The sequence below is a fragment of the Streptomyces sp. A0592 genome (assembly GCF_004795115.1).
Taxonomy (GTDB): domain Bacteria; phylum Actinomycetota; class Actinomycetes; order Streptomycetales; family Streptomycetaceae; genus Streptomyces; species Streptomyces erythrochromogenes.
Map to the genome: position 1 here is coordinate 79,653 of NZ_SSBM01000011.1, position 17,602 is coordinate 97,254.

At 72.9% G+C, this 17,602-nt stretch carries 17 protein-coding genes; 9 read left to right on the forward strand and 8 right to left on the reverse strand.

Translation table 11 applies throughout. The annotated features are described in order from the left end of the window. Positions 1-2 precede the first annotated feature (2 nt). Positions 3-863, forward strand: a complete 861-nt coding sequence (locus E6U81_RS17945; protein WP_136231094.1) for a DNA-formamidopyrimidine glycosylase family protein — start codon at positions 3-5, stop codon at positions 861-863. A gap of 26 nt (positions 864-889) precedes the next feature. After that, positions 890-1,279: a hypothetical protein gene (locus tag E6U81_RS17950; protein WP_136231095.1), complete on the forward strand. Its 390-nt coding sequence runs from the start codon at positions 890-892 to the stop codon at positions 1,277-1,279. Positions 1,280-1,294: 15 nt separating this feature from the next. Here E6U81_RS17950 and E6U81_RS17955 read toward each other — a convergent pair whose 3' ends face one another. Then, positions 1,295-1,759, reverse strand: a complete 465-nt coding sequence (locus E6U81_RS17955; protein ID WP_051892804.1) for a hypothetical protein — start codon at positions 1,757-1,759, stop codon at positions 1,295-1,297. Between the two features lie 216 nt (positions 1,760-1,975). Further along, positions 1,976-2,515 (reverse strand): sigma-70 family RNA polymerase sigma factor, encoded by a 540-nt coding sequence (locus E6U81_RS17960; protein ID WP_136231096.1) that lies wholly within the window; start codon positions 2,513-2,515, stop codon positions 1,976-1,978. Positions 2,516-2,820: 305 nt separating this feature from the next. On the opposite strand from E6U81_RS17960, the gene E6U81_RS17965 reads away from it, so the two are divergent. After that, positions 2,821-4,020, forward strand: coding sequence for a CapA family protein (locus E6U81_RS17965; protein ID WP_136231097.1), 1,200 nt, complete (start codon positions 2,821-2,823; stop codon positions 4,018-4,020). Between the two features lie 61 nt (positions 4,021-4,081). On the opposite strand, the gene E6U81_RS17970 is transcribed toward E6U81_RS17965, so the two are convergent. Then, positions 4,082-4,543, reverse strand: coding sequence for a universal stress protein (locus E6U81_RS17970; RefSeq protein WP_136231098.1), 462 nt, complete (start codon positions 4,541-4,543; stop codon positions 4,082-4,084). Positions 4,544-4,626: 83 nt separating this feature from the next. Between E6U81_RS17970 and lysX the strand changes: the two genes are divergently transcribed. Both lysX and E6U81_RS17980 read left to right on the forward strand, forming a co-directional pair. After that, the gene (gene lysX, locus E6U81_RS17975) at positions 4,627-7,929 is read left to right on the forward strand and encodes a bifunctional lysylphosphatidylglycerol synthetase/lysine--tRNA ligase LysX (protein ID WP_136231099.1); all 3,303 of its coding nucleotides are present in this window, start codon (positions 4,627-4,629) and stop codon (positions 7,927-7,929) included. Positions 7,930-8,044: 115 nt separating this feature from the next. Continuing rightward, complete coding sequence (locus E6U81_RS17980) at positions 8,045-8,956, forward strand: polysaccharide deacetylase family protein (protein WP_136231100.1); 912 nt, start codon at positions 8,045-8,047, stop codon at positions 8,954-8,956. 33 nt (positions 8,957-8,989) lie between these two features. Here E6U81_RS17980 and E6U81_RS17985 read toward each other — a convergent pair whose 3' ends face one another. Then, complete coding sequence (locus tag E6U81_RS17985; RefSeq protein WP_136231101.1) at positions 8,990-9,652, reverse strand: class F sortase; 663 nt, start codon at positions 9,650-9,652, stop codon at positions 8,990-8,992. A 375-nt stretch (positions 9,653-10,027) separates the two neighbouring features. Here E6U81_RS17985 and E6U81_RS17990 point away from each other — a divergent pair, with 375 nt between their 5' ends. Then, positions 10,028-10,546 (forward strand): hypothetical protein, encoded by a 519-nt coding sequence (locus tag E6U81_RS17990; RefSeq protein ID WP_136231102.1) that lies wholly within the window; start codon positions 10,028-10,030, stop codon positions 10,544-10,546. A 108-nt stretch (positions 10,547-10,654) separates the two neighbouring features. Here the strand turns inward: E6U81_RS17990 and E6U81_RS17995 are convergent, their stop codons facing one another. From E6U81_RS17995 to E6U81_RS41730, 3 genes are all read right to left on the reverse strand, one after another. Beyond that, positions 10,655-11,323, reverse strand: a complete 669-nt coding sequence (locus tag E6U81_RS17995; protein ID WP_136231103.1) for a hypothetical protein — start codon at positions 11,321-11,323, stop codon at positions 10,655-10,657. Positions 11,324-11,506: 183 nt separating this feature from the next. Continuing rightward, complete coding sequence (locus tag E6U81_RS18000) at positions 11,507-12,277, reverse strand: DUF4239 domain-containing protein (protein ID WP_136231104.1); 771 nt, start codon at positions 12,275-12,277, stop codon at positions 11,507-11,509. A 31-nt stretch (positions 12,278-12,308) separates the two neighbouring features. Next, complete coding sequence (locus E6U81_RS41730) at positions 12,309-12,434, reverse strand: hypothetical protein (RefSeq protein ID WP_266494179.1); 126 nt, start codon at positions 12,432-12,434, stop codon at positions 12,309-12,311. A 10-nt stretch (positions 12,435-12,444) separates the two neighbouring features. Here E6U81_RS41730 and E6U81_RS18005 point away from each other — a divergent pair, with 10 nt between their 5' ends. The 3 genes from E6U81_RS18005 to E6U81_RS18015 all read left to right on the forward strand — a co-directional run bounded on the left by E6U81_RS18005 (position 12,445) and on the right by E6U81_RS18015 (position 16,395). After that, the gene (locus tag E6U81_RS18005; RefSeq protein WP_136231105.1) at positions 12,445-12,747 is read left to right on the forward strand and encodes a hypothetical protein; all 303 of its coding nucleotides are present in this window, start codon (positions 12,445-12,447) and stop codon (positions 12,745-12,747) included. A 577-nt stretch (positions 12,748-13,324) separates the two neighbouring features. Then, positions 13,325-14,155: an SAM-dependent methyltransferase gene (locus E6U81_RS18010; RefSeq protein WP_136231218.1), complete on the forward strand. Its 831-nt coding sequence runs from the start codon at positions 13,325-13,327 to the stop codon at positions 14,153-14,155. A gap of 98 nt (positions 14,156-14,253) precedes the next feature. Then, positions 14,254-16,395 (forward strand): EAL domain-containing protein, encoded by a 2,142-nt coding sequence (locus tag E6U81_RS18015; protein ID WP_136231219.1) that lies wholly within the window; start codon positions 14,254-14,256, stop codon positions 16,393-16,395. Positions 16,396-16,465: 70 nt separating this feature from the next. Here the strand turns inward: E6U81_RS18015 and E6U81_RS18020 are convergent, their stop codons facing one another. Beyond that, positions 16,466-17,545 (reverse strand): FAD-dependent monooxygenase, encoded by a 1,080-nt coding sequence (locus E6U81_RS18020; RefSeq protein ID WP_136231106.1) that lies wholly within the window; start codon positions 17,543-17,545, stop codon positions 16,466-16,468. Positions 17,546-17,602 lie beyond the last annotated feature (57 nt).

Below are 17,602 nucleotides of genomic sequence, written 5' to 3' on the forward strand. Positions count from 1 at the left end.
CCATGCCGGAGCTGCCCGAGGTCGAGGCCCTGCGCGAGTACCTCGACGAACACCTCACCGGGCGGGTGGTCGAGCGCGTCCTCCCGCTCGCGGTGAGCGTGCTCAAGACGTACGACCCGCCGCTGACCGTCCTCGAAGGGCAGCCGGCCGGAGCCGTCGCCCGCCACGGGAAGTTCCTCGACCTGCGGATCGGCGCGCTCCACCTCGTCACCCACCTGGCCCGGGCCGGCTGGCTGCGCTGGCAGGACACCCTGCCGGAGCAGCCGCCGCGCCCCGGCAAGGGGCCGCTGGCACTGCGCGTCGCACTTGAGGGAGGGGGCGGCTTCGACCTCACCGAGGCCGGCACCCAGAAACGGCTCGCCGTGTACGTGGTCCACGATCCCCGGGAGGTGCCCGGCATCGCCCGCCTCGGCCCCGATCCGCTCGCCGAGGACTTCGACCGGGACGCCTTCGCCGCGCTCCTCGCGGGGGAGCGGCGCCAGATCAAGGGCGTCCTGCGGGACCAGAGCGTGATCGCGGGCATCGGCAACGCCTACAGCGACGAGATCCTGCACGCGGCCCGGGTGTCGCCGTTCAAGCTCGCCTCCTCCTTCGGGGAGGAGCAGATCACGCAGCTCCACGCCGCGGTCCGGGACACCCTGCGCGAGGCGGTGGGCCGGGCGCACGGGGTCGCCGCCGGGAAGCTCAAGGCCGAGAAGAGGAGCGGGCTGCGCGTGCACGGCCGGGCGGGCGAGCCGTGCCCGGTGTGCGGCGACACCATCCGCTCGGTGTCCTTCGCCGACTCCTCGCTGGAGTACTGCCCCACCTGCCAGACCGGCGGGAAGCCGCTGGCCGACCGGCGGCTCTCGCGCCTCCTCAAGTAGCGGGGCGCTGCGTAGACTCCGGCACCATGGCCGAGGAGCAGCAGCAGGCGCCGCCCCGGCGCGAGATCGTCACCGGGGTGCCCCGGGGCGCCCGCCGCCGGGCGCCCGCCCACACCCCGGCGCGTTCGGAGATCTCCGAACAGACCACCCTCGGGGCCACCTACGTACGGGCCCTCATGCGCAGCCAGCTGCGCGCGGGCCTCGGTGCGCTGGCGGCGCTGGCGGCCCTGGTCGGGTCGCTGCCGCTGGTGTTCGTGGTGGAGCGGGCCCGGGCGGGCCCGCTCGTCTGGCTCGTGCTCGGCCTGCTCGTGTATCCGGTGATGTGGCTGATCGCCCGGTGGTACGTCCGCCGGGCGGAGCGCAACGAGGCGGATTTCACGGGCCTGGTGATGGACCCGGCCGACAAGTCCCCGTAGCGCGTCTCCCGCCGCTCAGAACAGGTGCATCGCCAAGTGGCCCAGGGGCAGGCCGAGCTGCCAGGCCGGGGTCCACACGCGCGCGTTCTCGTCCAGTCCGGGCGGGGTGTCGGCGTGGCCGTGCCGCCCCGGGTCGAGATTGGTCGCGAACAGTTCGGTGCCGTCCAGCCAGCGCCACGCCGCCCGGGCCAGCTCCAGGTCGGGGTCCTCGCCGCGGCCGCGTTCCCGGGCCGCCTCGCCCAGGTCGAGGAAGCGGGTGTGCACCCAGTCGCGCCAGGGGTGCCCGTACGCCGTCAGCGACAACCACTCGTCGAGCTGTGAGACCACGCGGATCCCGGACAGCTCGCCGGCCGCGTCGGAGAGGTAGATGGTCAGGGCCAGCGTGTCCCGTCCGGCCCGGAACTCCAGGGTGCTGACCGGGATCAGCCTGCCCGTGCGCAGCAGTTCGTCGGCGATGTACTCGGCATAGAGCCAGGCCATGGGCACCGCGAGCCCACCGTCACTGGTGCCGTTCGTACCCTCGGGCTGCACCGTTCCACCTTCTCCCGCGCGTCGAGCGTCCCGTCGTCAGCACCGAGCCTTCACCGAGCGGCTCACGGAGCGGGGGATGTTTACTCAACTTGGACGGTCTTATGTCGAATTCCCGGCGCTTTTTGTCCGGTCCGCATCCGTTCGCGGCGTTCCGGGACGCGTTGCTCAGGCGCCGAGACCGTAGCCGTACCCCTGGAGGCCCATCTTGAGGGCGCGCAGGGCGTAGTAGGTGCGGGACTTGACGGTCCCTGCCGGGATGCCGAGCTCGGCGGCCGCCTCGGCCACCGACCGGTCCCGGAAGTAGACCTGGAGCAGCACCTCGCGGTGCTCCGGCCCCAGCGACCCCACGGCCCGCCGCACGTCGATCGCCGTGACCGAGCCGGCCACCGCGTCCTCGGGCGCGGGTGCCTGCTCCAGGCCCTCGGGGTCCACCTCCAGGGGCCGTGACAGCCGGGCCCGCCGGGCGTCGATCGCGAGCCGCCGGGCCACCGTGAACAGCCAGGGCCGCATGGAGTCGTGCCCGCTGGCCAGCGCCTCCGGGTGCTGCCAGACCCGTACGAGGGTCTCCTGCACGAGGTCTTCCGCGCGCTGGGCGTCGCCGGCCGTGAGGCCGACCAGAAAACCGAACAGGGCCCGCCCGTGGTCGCGCTGGAGTTCGGCGAGTGCCTCGGGATCCGTACGCGGGAGGGTGGGGGAGAGCGGCACGAGTGGCTCCTTCCGGGGTGCGCGGGGGTCCGTGGGGGCGGCGCCCCGTCCACCCTGACCTGCGGCGGGCCGACCCGGAACCGTCGGACCCCGGTGTTGCGCCCAAGTACCCGGGTGGTCCGACGGGCGGCCGTGCCGGTCGGTGAACGGTCGAACGGCGCGGCGAACGGCACAGGGCGCTGCCGTGTCCGCCGTCGGAGTGAGCCCGTCGGCACGGTGCGGATCCGATCCTTGACTTACTGCGTGTTGTTATATGGATTGCAGATGATGACATGTCAGATAGTCATACAAATGGGAGCCGATTGATGACCACGCGCACCCGGCCGAGGGCGGCCGCCCTCCTGTCCGCCCTGCTGCTGTCCGCAGCTGCGGCGGGCTGTTCGGCCGCCGGGGACACCGCCCCCGCCCGCCTCGGGGAATCCGGCCCGCCGGCCCCCTCCAGCGCCGGAGGGGCGCCGGCCGCCAAGGGCTTCACCCTGGTCGCGAGCGGCGACGTACTGCCGCACACCTCGGTCATCCAGCGGGCGGCGAACGACGCGCAGGACGACGGCTACGACTTCAGGCCCATGTTCTCCGGCGTCAAGGCCCTGGTCTCGGGGGCCGACCTGGCCCTCTGCCACATGGAGACGATCTACGGCGAGGAGGGCGGACCCTTCTCCGGCTACCCGGCCTTCAAGTCCCCGCCGGAGGTCGCCGACGGTCTGAAGGACGCCGGCTACGACGGCTGCTCCACCGCCTCGAACCACACCCTCGACGACGGCGCCGCCGGGCTGCGCCGCACGCTGGACCGCTTCGACAAGGTCGGCCTGAGGCACGCCGGCTCGGCCCGTACGGCGGCCGAGGCGGCCACGGTGACCACGTACACGGCGGGCTCGGCCACGGTGGCCCACCTCGCGTACACCTACGACACCAACGGCTACCCGCTGCCGGACGGCCAGCCGTGGGCGGTCAACCTGATGAAGCAGGACAAGATCATCGCCGATGCCCGGGCCGCCCGGCAGGCGGGCGCGGACGTGGTGCTGGTCAGCGTGCACTGGGGAACGGAGTGGCAGACCGAACCGGACGAGACCCAGCTCTCGCTCGGCAAAGCGCTGACCGCCTCGCAGACCGCCGGCCGGCCCGACATCGACATGATCCTCGGCACGCACGCCCACATCCCGCAGCCCTACGAGAAGGTCAACGGGACCTGGATCGTCTACGGCATGGGCGACCAGGTGGCGGGCGAGATGTTCAACTACACGGGCGCCCGCGAGATGCGCGGCAACTACGGCTCGATCGGCCGCTTCACCTTCGCCCCGCCGGCCGCCGCCGGGCAGCGCTGGCAGGTCACCAAGGCCGAGTTCGTGCCGCAGATGATGGACCTGTCCGCCGGCCGGGTCGTCCACCTCCCCGACGCCCTCGCGAAGGATCCCGGCCGGGAGGACTACGAGGCCGCCCGGGACGAGATCACCGAGGCCGTCCTCGGCCGGGGCGCCGCCAAGGACGGCCTGAAGCCGGCCCAGTAGGGGTGGGACGTCCTTCCCGATCGTGCCGGGCGGTCCGCCCGGACCCGGGCGGCGGGCCCGGTCAGGGGACCACGGTCACCGGCCAGCGGCCCGCCTTGACCAGGCGGATCGCCACCGAGCCGACGATGCGGTGGCCCGCCTGCTCCGAGGCGCCGACCACCACCGCGTCCGCCATCAGCTCCTGCGCCGCGCTCACCAGGCCGGCGTAGGGGTCGCCGCGGAAGGTGTGGAACTCCCAGCGCACCGCGTAGATGCCCTTCAGCCGCTCCGCCGACGCGCGGATCTCGGCCACCAGGCCCTCCGCGATCTCCCCGGTCGTGTCGGCCACGGGCGCGCCCAGCGCCGCCCCGGCCGCCACCACCGGCTGGACGTACACCAGCGCCAGCAGTGCGTTCTGCCGCCGGGCCAGCCCCGCCGCGTAGGCCGCCGCCCGCAGTGAGGACTCCGAACCGTCCACCCCGGCCAGGATCACCTTCGGGCCGTCGGTACCGCGTTCGAATCCCGTGTTCACGTGCTCCGTCACCCTGCGAGGATAGGCCGTTGCGCGCGGGACGCCCCCACCCGCTCGGCGAGCGCACCGCCGCACCCCTCCCTACAGTGCGAACCATGAGTGCCACCGCGGAGGAGACGCACGGGACCCGGAACCGCTTCCTGAACCGGGTGCCCGACGGGTTCGGCGCGTTCTTCGGGACGATCGGCCTGCTGTGCGCGCTGCTCTCGCTCTCCCCGACGCTGCGGCGCCTCCTGCGGCACGTCGTGCGCTTCCTCGACCTGATCGTCGTACCGGTCAGCGCCAACCTCGCCTACGCCGTCTTCCTGTTCCTCTTCGCGGCCGCCCTCGGCACCCGCAAGAAGGTCGCCTGGTGGATGGTCATCACCTATCTGGCCCTGCTGATCGTCGACGACCTGCTGGACATCGCCGTCGGCGACTACTGGATCGGCATCTCGTCCATGGCACTGGCCGTCGCCGCCATGGCCGTACTGATCGCCGCCCGCAAGGAGTTCTACGCCGCGTCCCGGCCCGGGGCGCTGTGGCACGCCCTGATCGTGCTCGGCCTCGGCATGCTCGCCGCCGTCCTCCTCGGCTGGGCGCTCGTCGCCCTCTTCCCCGGCACCCTGCCCCGCGGCCAGTGGCTGGACTGGGCCGCCAAACAGGTCTTCGGCGGCCTCTTCTCGGCCCGGGAGTTCGACGGCCGCCCACCGCGGCCGCTGTACTTCCTCCTCGGCCTCTTCGGCGCGCTCGCCCTGCTCAACGCGGCCGCGACCCTCTTCCGCTCCCAGCGGCTGACCGCCGCCCTGCACGGGGACGAGGAACCCAGGATCCGGGCCCTCCTCGGCGCGTACGGGCGGGCCGACTCGCTCGGCTACTTCGCCACCCGGCGCGACAAGGCCGTCGTCTTCGCCCCCAACGGCCGGGCCGGCGTCACCTACCGCGTCGAGGCGGGCGTCTGCCTGGCCAGCGGCGACCCGGTGGGCGACCCGGCCGCCTGGACCGCCGCCATCGACGCCTGGCTGGCCGTGGCGGGCCGCCACGGCTGGCAGCCCGCCGTGATGGGCGCCTCCGAGGACGGCGCCACCGCCTTCGCCCGCTCGGGGCTGAGCGCCCTCCAACTGGGCGACGAGGCCATCCTGCACGTCGCCCACTTCGACCTCGACGGCCGCGACATGCGCGTCACCCGCCAGGCCGTCAACCGCGTCAAGCGCGCGGGCGCGACCACGGTGATCCGCCGCCACTCGGCCCTCTCCGAGGACGAGATGCGCACCATCGTCGACCGGGCGGACCGCTGGCGGGACACCGAGACCGAACGGGGCTTCTCCATGGCCCTGGACCGCCTCGGCGATCCGGCCGACGGGGACTGCCTGCTGGTCGAGGCCTTCGACGCCGCCGGCGAGCTGATCGCTCTGCTCTCCTTCGTCCCCTGGGGCAGGGACGGCATCTCCCTCGACCTGATGCGCCGCGACCGCACCGCGCCCAACGGGGTCATGGAGTTCATGGTCGCCGAACTGTGCGCCGCCGCCCCCGGCCTCGGCGTGCGCCGCATCTCCCTCAACTTCGCCGTCTTCCGCTCCGCCTTCGAGGAGGGCGGCCGCATCGGCGCCGGCCCCGTCCTGAAGGTCTGGCGCAAGCTGCTGCTCTTCTTCTCCCGCTGGTGGCAGCTGGAGGCGCTGTACCGCTCGAACGTCAAGTACGGCCCCGAGTGGTACCCGCGGTTCCTCTGCTACCAGGACGCCGGCTCGCTCGCCCGGGTCAGCCTCGCCTCCGGCATCGCCGAGGGCTTCGTCTCCGTACCCAGCCTGCGCACCCTGTGGGGCAACGGCCACCCCAAGGGCGTCACCGCCCCCGCCACCACCGAGGGCCTGCCCCCGATCGACTCCCTGGGCCTGGAGGCGGTCGGGGAGGAGCTCCCCGGCGTTTCCGAGGAGCGGCTGCCCGAACAGGTGCGCGTCCGCCACGCCAAACTGGACCGCATCCGGGCCTCCGGCACCGACCCCTACCCCGTCGGGATCCCCCTGCGCACCCACACCGTCGCCCAGCTCAAGGCGGCCCACCCGAGTCACCCGCCCGGCGCCCGCACCGCCGATCAGGCCACCCTCGCCGGGCGCGTGATGGTCGTGCGCGACCTCGGCGGCGTGGTCTTCGCCGTCCTGCGGGACTGGTCCGGCGACCTGCAGCTGATGCTCACCCGCGACGAGGCCGGCGCCGAGGTGCTGGACTCCTTCACCGCCCAGGTCGACTTCGGCGACCACGTCCTCGTGACCGGCGAACCCGGCGCCAGCAGGACCGGCGAGCCCTCCCTCGTGGTCCGGTCCTGGCAGCTCACCGGCAAGTGCCTGCGCCCCCTCCCCGACAAGCGCAAGGGTCTCGCCGACCCCGAGGCCCGGGTCCGGCGCCGCTACCTCGACCTCGTCGCCAGCCCCGAGGCGCGCGACGTCGTACGGGCCCGCTCCAGCGCGGTCCAGGCCCTGCGCCAGGGGCTGCTCGACCGGGGCTACCTGGAGGTCGAGACCCCGATGCTCCAGCAGATCCACGGCGGCGCCAACGCCCGGCCCTTCCGCACCCACATCAACGCCTACGACCTCGACCTCTACCTGCGCATCGCACCCGAGCTGTACCTCAAACGGCTCTGCGTCGGCGGCATGGAGAAGGTCTTCGAGATGGGCCGCACCTTCCGCAACGAGGGCGTCTCCTACAAGCACAACCCCGAGTTCACGATGCTGGAGGCCTACCAGGCCTTCGCCGACTACGACGTCATGCTCGACCTCACCCGCGAACTGATCCAAGGAGCCGCGACCGCAGCCTTCGGCTCGCCCATCGCCCACAAGGCGGGGCCGGACGGGAAGCTCGTCGTCCACGACATCTCCGGGACCTGGCCGGTGAAGACCATGTACGGGGCCATCAGCGAGGCCCTCGGCGAGGAGGTCGACGCCGACACCGAGGAGAACGTGCTGCGCAGGCTGTGCGACCGCGCCAAGGTGCCGCACGGACCGGAGGACACCCGCGGCGACGTGGTCCTGGAGATGTACGAGCGGCTGGTGGAGGAGAGGACGAAACTGCCCACCTTCTACAAGGACTTCCCCACCGACGTCTCCCCGCTCACCCGCCAGCACCGCAGGGACCCCCGGCTCGCCGAGCGCTGGGACCTCGTCGCCTTCGGCACCGAGCTCGGCACCGCCTACTCGGAGCTGACCGACCCCGTGGAGCAGCGCCGCCGGCTCACCGCCCAGTCCCTGCTCGCGGCCGGCGGCGACCCCGAGGCCATGGAGCTCGACAACGACTTCCTGGACGCCCTCGAATACGCGATGCCGCCGACGGGCGGCCTCGGCATCGGAGTGGACCGGCTCGTCATGTTCCTCACGGGCCTGACGATCCGCGAGACCCTCCCCTTCCCCCTGGTACGGCGCGGCTGACCGTCGCACGACCGGTGTGCGCGACGGCCCGCGCGACTGGTCCGCACGGGTGAGCGAAACGGGGCACGTCCGTGCCTCTCGACATCCGCGGGGATGTCGTTGATACGTAGTAATAATGAAAAAAGACGAGCCGACAGTAGGGCGGCGCGTGCTCCTGCGTACCGCCGTCTTCCTCGGTGTCGCGGCCGCCGGACTGATCACCACGGGCAACGGCATCGAGGGCGGGACGCCCACGACGCCCGGTGGGCCGGGCGCGGGCGGTGCACCGGGGCCCGCCGCCGGGCCCGGCCCGAACCTCGCCGCAGGGCCCGGGGGACTCCCCGGGGCGCTGCCCGAGAAGGCCTACCGGCTGCGCCCCATGACGGCGGACGCCCCCGCCCGCCCGGCCACCGTGAAACCTGCCGTGCGGACCCGGCCCATCCTGGAACTCCCCGCCGACGCGAGCTCGGACAGCTCCATGGTGCTCACCTTCGACGACGGGCCGGACCCCCGCTACACCCCGGCCATCCTCGACACCCTCGGCCGCCACGGCGTGCGCGCCATGTTCTTCGTCTGCGGGGAGATGGCCGCGGAGAACCGCGACCTGCTGCGCCGGATGGTCGCCGAGGGGCACGTCATCGGCAACCACACCTGGACCCACCCGCTCATCCCCAAGCTGAGCCGGCCCGCCCTCGCCGCCGAGATCGGCCGCACGAGCGAGGTCGTGCAGCGGGCCGTCGGCGAGGCGCCGCAGTGGTTCCGGGCGCCCTACGGGGCCTGGAACCGGGCCGCCTTCGAGATCGGGGCCGAGCTGGGGATGGAGCCGCTCGCCTGGACCGTGGACAGCCTGGACTGGGAAGAGCCCGGCACCACCACGATCGTCTCCCGGGTCCTGCGCGGCGCCGGCCCCCGCGCGATCGTCCTCTCGCACGACGCGGGCGGCAACCGGACGCAGAGCGTCCAGGCCATCGCCTCCTACCTGCCCCAACTGATCGCGCGGGGCTACCGGATGACGCTGCCGACCCTGTCCTCCGTGGCCTCCGGCTGAGGCGGGGCCGGGGAAGCCCGGCCCCGCCCCCGCTCAGCGGGACTCCACCATCCGCGCGAAGACGACCACGTTGCCGTCGTACCCGCGCGCCTTGGAGTAGCCGCCGCCGCAGGTGATCACCCGGAGTTCCGCGTGCCCGGTGTCCCCGTACACACGCGCTCCGGGGAAGGCCTCCTTGGAGAAGACCTCCACCCCGTACACCTCGAACACCGCCGTGCGCCCGTCGTACCGCTCCACCTCGATCTGGTTGCCCGGCTTGACCGAGCCCAGGCCGTAGAAGACCGCCGGGCCCTGGGCGTTGTCCACGTGGCCCACGATCACCGCCGAGCCCCGCTGGCCGGGCGAGATGCCGTTGAGGTACCAGCCCGCGAGGTTGCGCTCCTGCGGGGGCGGTGCGTCGATCCAGCCCTCCGCGTCCAGCCCGACCGTCATCACCGGCGCGTCCACGTTGATCGTGGGAATCCGGATGCGCTGCACGGACGAGTGCTCCAGCAGCTCCATGTCCGCGGGCGGCTTCGGCGGATTCGCCGGCAACTGGTCGGCCGTCACCGCGACGGCCGAGGCCGCGGTGGGCTGGGGCGGTCCGTCGTCGATGTTCACGCCGTTTCGCACCATGGCGAGGCCGGTGAGCATGACCAGGGCGATCGCGCCCCACGGTGAGCGCCTGCGTGACTGCCCTGTCTCGTCCTCGCCCATCGCTCTCCCTTCCCGACGCGGGGGTCCCGACCCGCGTTCCTGTCCCACCCCTGTACGCCCTGCTTCACGCACGCTAAGGCCGGGGCGGCAGGTCGGCGAGGGGGGAGGGGCGAACGGGTGGCCGGGCCCGCGGAGGGGGCCATAGGGGGCCGGAAGGGATGCGCCCATCCAGGTAATCGTCACATAAATGCCTGACGGGTCGTGACCTGCGGATCCGTCAGCCGGGCCGCCCGCGCTTCGGCGTGTCGCTCAACCGGGCGGCCCAAAGCCGGAAATGCGGAGGTTGCGGGACGACCGGAGGGTTCGACGTGGGAGGCGTTCTCGTCGATCATCCGGGGCCGACGCTCCGGGGCGCTTCCCGCTGGAGGTTCCACCATGCGTGTCTTGCGCGCTCTTACCGTGACGGCGGCAGCCTGTGCCGCCCTCGGCCTCAGTGCCCCGCTCGCCTCCGCGAACCAGGATCCCGGGGGCCGGGGTGGGAATGGGGGCGGGAACGGCCCCAGCAACATCTCGGTGAACCCGTACGCCGTGCACCAGGGCTCGACGATGCAGGTGAGCGCGGCGGGCTGCGGTCACGGCGGTACCGTCACCTCGCACGGGAACTTTCCGCCGGCCAACCTGTCCGCAGGATCGATCGGCTTCGCGACCGTGCGGGTCTTCAACCACGCCTCTCCGGGGACCCACACGCTGTCGGTCAAGTGCAACGACAGCAACCTCATCGCCACGGCCCGCTTCCGGATCCTCGAAGGCAACCCCTCGCAGGGCGGCATCGGCGGCTCCTTCGGCCCGTCCACCGCCGAGACGGCCATCGGCGCGGGCCTGGTCGGCGCTTCCGCCCTGGGCGCGGGCGCCCACGTGATGCGCCGCCGCCGTCCGCTGCGGAGCCGGAGCTGACCGGTCGGCCTTCCCGGTAAGGCACCGCCGCCCGCTCCCGCCGGTCGCCCCGCGTCCTCCCAGAGGACCCGGGGCGACCGGCGGTGGAGGGGCAGCTGCGCGCGGGGTTCAATGACCGCGGCCGGACGCCCTGCGGCGCAGGGCGTACGCGGTGGCGCCCGCGGCGGCGAGGAAGAGACCGGCGCCCGCACCGAGTTCCACCGGGTCCATCCCGGCGACGCTGCCGCCCAGGCCACCGCGGACACCTCGGGCGGAGGTGGTGGTGGCGGGGGCCGTGGCCGGGGTCGTCGCGGCGGCGGTGGCCGTGGCGGTCCTCGTGGAACTCGTCGTGGGCCTGGTCGTACCGCCGGCGATCGTCAGATCCGCCGAGCCCGTCTCACCGTTGCAGGTGAAGGAGACGGAGTACACGGCCCCGGGCCGGGCGTCCCGGTCGACGGTGGCCCGTACGCTCTGCCCGCGCGCGATGCTCACGGTGTCGAACACACCGGAGGAGGCGGTGGAGTAGGCGGCGTTGCAGGCGCTGACCGCGAGCACCACCTGGCCGCCGGGGGCGACGGTCGAGGGGGTGAGGGTGAAACCGAACGAAGTGACCTGCGGGGCGCGGGCCCTGGCCTGCTTCCCGGCCTGTGCTCCTGCCCCTGTTCCCGCCGGTGTTCTCGCCTCGGGCCGGGTATCGGCCGCGGACGCGGCGGGCGCGCCGAGGGCTCCGAGTGCGAGTACGGCGAACGTGGCGCCGGCACTCAGCAGGGCGGTGGCGGAGGTACGTATCGCACCCATGGTTCATTCTCCGGATCCCCGAGGAGCATCCGCGGAACGGTTTCCGCACGGTGGGGTTCGTGCGCCTCGATGTCCGCCACGCTAGGTCCGGGTGGCGGGGCCCGCGATCAGGAACGGGCGAATGGGGCACGGCCGTAGGCCGAACCGGGGACGGGAGGCCCGCCCCCGGTTTGCCGGGCGGCCTCAGCCGCCGAGGTCGAGGTGGGAGAACTGCGTGAGGAACGGCTCGGCGGTCGCCGAGATGCCCCGCCCGAACGGCGCGTCGAAGTCCCAGATCAGGAACAGCAGGAACGCGATCAGCGCGCTGAACAGCCCGGCCAGCAGCATCTCCCGGAACGAACGCCTGATCTGCAGGGTGAAGATCAGGCCCACGGTGACCAGCGCTCCGGTGATCAGCCCGAACCAGACCACGCCCGGCATCGTGGCCCCGGCGCTGGCGCCGCGTGCGCTGCGGGCGTCGTCGGCCACCGCCACCTGGTCGACGAGCGGCTGGTAGGCCTGGCCCTCGTGGTCGGTCTGCGGCTCGTAGTCGGTGACGTCGCGGCGGATACGTTCCAGCAGTTCCCCGCCGCGGTCCGTGAGCTCGCCCTCGTCGGCCATCGCCTTCCACTCGGTGTCGACCACGTAGGTCACGTACGCGTCCACGTCGGAGCGGATCCTCGCCCGGACCTCGGCCGGGTAGACCTGCGAGCGGACACTGATCTCGTGCAGGGCCTGCGCTTCCTGGCGCACGTATTCCTGGGCGGCCCCGCGGCCCTCCCAGACGCCCGCGATCGCCAGGCCCAGCACGATCGCGTAGATCACCCCGATCATCATCGTCATGTACTCGATGACGTCCGGGGTCTCGTTCGGATCGTCGTCCTCGCCGATCCTGCGGTGATTGAAGAAGGCGATGGACAGCACCACGGCACAGGCCGCGGCCATCGCGAGGGACAGGACGAGCCATTCCGACAAGATGACTCCAGATCGTTTGGCATAGGGCGGATTACCGCGGGCGCAGCGCGACGATCGCGAGCACCGCGGGAGCCGCGGTCAGCAGGGTGAAGGTCACCGGCGAGATGTGGTGCTCGTCCGGTTTGCGGGTCGCCGCGCGGTACGCCGGCCGGGCCACCGGTTCCGGGGTGGGCGAGGCCACCACGGGGGGCGGCGGCGGTGGCGGCGCGGGCGCCTTCGCCGCACGGGGCGGCGCGGGCTTCGGCCGGGCCGGTGCGGGCAGGACGGGCTTCGGCGCGGGCCTGGGCGCGGCCTTCGGCGGCGCGGGTTTCGGGGGTGGCGGCGCGGGCGGAGGCGGTGGGGTCGGCACCGGGCTCGGCGTGGGCCTCGGCGGTGGCGGAGGGGGCGGCGGCTCGGGCGGCGGCGTGGGTTTCGGCGGCTTCGGCGGACACGGCGGGGGCGGCGGCGGTGGGCAGTGGGGGCGGCCGTGATGCCCCCCGCCCCGGCCGTCACCACGGTGTCTTCCGTGGTCGGAGCGGTGGTCGTCACCGTGATGTCCACCACCCGGTCCGCGTCGGCGGCCGTCGCCGGAGGCCACCGCGACCACCGCGGCGGCGCTCGCGCCGTCGCCGGAGTCGGTCGTCGGGTAGGCGCTGCTATCAGCCACGGCCGGCGTGGCGGACAGGGCCGCCCACAGCAGGACCGGGACCGCCAGCAGGCGCCTGGCACAGGCTCTGTTCACCCGGGGAGCATGGGCCCGCGCGCCCCCGCGCACGCGAGGCTCGGCCCCGGTTCGCCTGAACGGGTGGAGAGCGGACCGGAAAGGTTTGAGCCAGCCGCGGAGCGGTCGGAGCCGAGTCCGATCACCCTCCGGTCAATTCTCAAAAGGGATTTGTCGGTACCGGTCATTTGCCCCGGGGGCGCCGCCGGGCGCCTTTGGTGTGTGACGAAGAACGGATCGCCAATTTCCGCTTTTGCTCGCCCTGTTGGTCAATGATCAGTACATTCGGCTCGGACAGGAGTCCGACCCCGCACGGACCGCCGCAGGAACAACGCTTGGAGATCCCGATGGAGCGCCCCGCCTGGGCCCCGCCAGGCATCGACATATCGGTGCCGAGCGTGTCCCGCATCTACGATTACTACCTTGGCGGGTCCCACAATTTCGAGGTCGACCGCCAGGCGGCCCGACGCGCCATGGAATTCATGCCGGGACTGCCCAAGATCATGCAGGCGAACCGGGCGTTCATGCGCCGCGCCGTCCGGCACGCCGTCGCCGAGGGCATCACGCAGTTCCTCGACATCGGCTCCGGCATCCCGACCTTCGGCAACGTCCACGAGATCGCCCAGGCCGCCAGCCCCGGAGCCCGCGTGGTCTACGTCGACCACGACCCGGTGGCCGTGGCGCACAGCCATGCCGTCCTCCTGGACGACGAGCACACCGGCGTCGTCGCCGCGGACCTGCGCAAGCCCAAGGAGATCCTGGCCGCCCCCGAGGTCGGACGGCTCCTCGACTTCGACCGCCCGGTCGCCCTGCTGCTCGTGGCCGTCCTGCACTTCCTCGAGGACAGCGACCGCCCCTACGAGGCCGTGGCCGAACTGCGCGAGGCACTGGCCCCCGGCAGCCTGCTGATCCTCACGCACGCCTCCTACGAGGGCATCCCGCTCACGGAGGACGTCGCGAGCGGCACCGTCGGCGTCTACCGGGACATCCGCAACCCCCTCGTCATGCGCACCGGCGGGCAGATCAGCGGCTTCTTCGAAGGGTTCGAAATGGTGGAGCCCGGCCTGGTCTCCATGCCCGACTGGCGTCCGGACAGCACCGAGGGCGGGGAGGACGGCGAGACGCCGGAGGACCCCTACGCCTTCTCGGGCTACGCAGGCGTGGGACGCAAGGCGTGAGACTTCCGGCACAGACGGCGGGCGCGCCGAACACCGTCGCGGCGCCCGCAGCCGCGCCCGCACCGGCCGCGCAATCCGCGGCCGCGCGCGACGGCGGCATCGAGGACCGGATCTCCCGCTTCGCGACGATCTGGGGGCGGGCCATCTTCCCCGTCACCGCGACCTCGCTGACCCGGCCCGAGTTCGAACAACACCTCGTGCCGCTCACCCGGACCCTCACCGAGGCCCTGCACGCCAGGCCCTTCGACGCCGCCGTTGCCCAGCGGGTGGGGGCGGACCTCGTCGCCGTGCACTGCACCGACCCCGAGGCCCTGGCAGGCACCCTCGGCGTGATCGAGTCCTACCTGGTCCTCTACTGCGGACCGGACGGACTCGAGGGCTCCGGCGTGGAGGCGACCGCCGAGTACCACTCGCGCTGCGCCCGGCTCCAGCACGCCATCGCGGCCGGATACGCCCGCGCGCTGCGCGAGCGCACCCTCAGTGAGCAGGAGGCCATCGCCCGCTCCGCGCTGACCGCCCGCACCGACGCCCAGCAGGCCCTGCACGCGAGCGAGGAACGCTTCCGGGCGGTCTTCGAGGGCGCGGCCGTCGGCATCGGCATCGCCGATCTCGACGGGAACGTCCTGGAGGTCAACGACACGCTGCTCCAGATGTTCGGCGGCCTGGAGGGGCACGTCCGCAGCCGCAACGTCAGCGAGTGGGGCCACCCCGACGACACCCCGCACGTCTGGCGGATGTACGGCGAGCTGGTGCGCGGCGAGCGCGAGAGCTACCGCGTGGAGAAGCCGTACTACCGTCACGACGGGACGGTGCTCTGGACCAACCTGACGGTGTCGCTGCTGCGTGACGCCGAGGGCAAGCCGCAGTACCAGCTGGCGCTGATGGAGGACACCACCGAACGCCGGCTGCTGAACCTGCGCCTGCGCTACGAGGCCACCCACGACGCCCTCACCGGACTGCCCAACCGGACGCTGTTCTTCGAACGCCTGGAGAAGGCCCTGAGCGGGTCCGGCGGTGACCGCTACGGCCTGTGCTACCTGGACCTCGACGGCTTCAAGGCGGTCAACGACAGCCTCGGGCACTCGGCGGGCGACCGACTGCTGGTGGAGGTCGCCGACCGGCTGCAGAGCTGTGCGACCGGTCCCGGCGAGGTCGTCGCCCGGCTCGGCGGCGACGAGTTCGTCGCGCTGACCACCGGCCCGGACACCGAGGAGCAGGTGACCGAGCTCGCCGTCCGCATCCTGACGGCCCTGTCGACGCCGATCCGGCTGGAGGGCCGGGAGCTGACGGTCCGGGGAAGCATCGGCATCGTCGAGGGACGGGCCAGGGAGCGCACCCCGGCCGAGGTGCTGCGCAGCGCCGACATCACCATGTACCGGGCCAAGGCGGCGGGCGGGAACCGCTTCGAGTTCGCCGACGCCGAGGCCGACGCCCGTGCGATCACCCGGCACGGACTGACCAACGCCCTGCCGGCGGCCCTGGAGCGCGGCGAGTTCTTCATCGAGTACCAGCCGCTGGTCCACATGCGCGACGGCACCGTGCACGGTGCCGAGGCACTGGTGCGCTGGTCCCACCCGCAGTACGGGGTGCTCGGCCCCGACCGCTTCATCCCGCTCGCCGAACGGACCGGGCTGATCGTCCCCCTCGGCCGGTGGGTCCTCGAGGAGGCCGTCCGCCAGGCCCGCGTCTGGCAGCGCGAGCACGGGGGCTCCGCCCTGCGGATCAACGTCAACCTCTCGCCGACCCAGCTGCACCACCCGGGTCTGGTCGCCGACACCGTGGCGGTGCTGGAGAAGTCCGGCCTCGCCCCGGGCGCGCTGTGCCTGGAAGTCACCGAATCGGCCCTGATAGGCGCGGACGACGAACTGCTGGAGCCGCTGCGCCGGCTGGCCGAACTCGGCGTGGACATCGCCCTCGACGACTTCGGGACCGGCTACTCCAACCTGGCCAACCTGAGGCGCCTGCCGGTCAGCGTCCTCAAGCTCGACCGCTCCTTCACCCGGGGGATGCAGCAGCAGCCCGCCGATCCGGTCGACGTCAAGATCGTGGAGGGGATCGTCGCCCTGGCCCACAGCCTCGAACTCGCCGTCACGGTCGAGGGCGTGGAGACCGGCGCCCAGGCCGCCCAGCTGCGCGCGCTCGGCTGTGACACCGCCCAGGGCTGGTACTACGCCCGCCCCGGGGCTCCCGACCGGATCCACACCCTGTCCCTTTCGGACGCGGTGCCCACGCCTTCCTGACCGCTGCCCGGGCCCGTGGCGGCCCGGGCGGGCGAGTCCTGCGGCGCCGCCTCCGGCGCGCGGTGCCACGTCAGTCCAGTCCGGCCTCCGTCCCGCGGCCGGGGGTCCGGACGGCTTCCACGACCCGCTCGTACCGCTCGGCGGTGTCGGCCAGGACCCCCGCGGCCACCGCCAGCCGCTCCGTCTCGTACGCGTCGAGCGCCGCGTCCGCGTCCGGCCCGGCGAGGGCGGCGGACAGCGCCCGGCCGAGCGCCGCCGCGTCCGCGATGCCGGTGTTCATGCCCAGCCCGCCGGCTATCGGGTGCACGTGGGCGGCGTCGCCGGCGAGCAGGACCCGGCCCTCCCGGATCCGGGTGGCCATGCGGACGTTGACCCTCCAGGAGGAGAGCCAGGTGGCATCCTCCAGCCGGATGCCCGGCATCCCGGCGCACCGGTCGAAGATCCGCTGGAAGCTCTCCAGGGACGGCGGCAGCGGGTCGCCGTGTTCGTCCTGCTCGGGTGAGGCCTGGAGCTGGAAGGAGTCCGTCCCCGGTATCGGGCAGAGCAGCATGCCGCCGCCCTCCGAGGTGAACCACTGGTGCCATGCGTCCCGGCCGAGTCCCGGTGCCCTGACGTCACCGATGACCATCGCGGGCTCCGTCTCCCCGTTCCCCTCGAAGGGGATGCCGAGCAGCTTGCGGGTGGTGCTGCGCCCGCCGTCGCACCCGGCGAGATAGCGGGCCGCGATCACGCTTCCGTCCGCCAGCTCGGCGCGCACCCCCTCCTCGTCCTGGGTGATGCCGACGAGCTCCGACCCGTACTCGACGTGCACGCCCAGTCCGGCGAGCCGGTCGCGCAGCGCCTCCTCGGTCTGCCACTGCCCGATCAGCAGGCCGGCGTCCGCCGGGGTGGCGGTGTCGTTGATGTGCTCGCCGTCGAAGTACTTGCGCAGGACCACCCCCGCGGTGCCGTCGGCGATCAAGGGCTCGGCCATGCCGAGCTCCTGGAAGATCGCGATGCTGCCGGCCCGGAGCCCCTTGGCCCGGGATTCGCGGTGCGGCCCGGTGCGCCGCTCGATGACACGGACGGCGAATCCGCGCAGGGCGAGGTCGCAGGCGAGCGTCAGGCCGGTGGGGCCGGAGCCGGTGATCAGTACGTCGGTGTGGTTCATCGGAAGTCCTCTCCTCGTCGATGTCTCAAGGAAAGCGGCTCCCGGCAGAAAATGCAA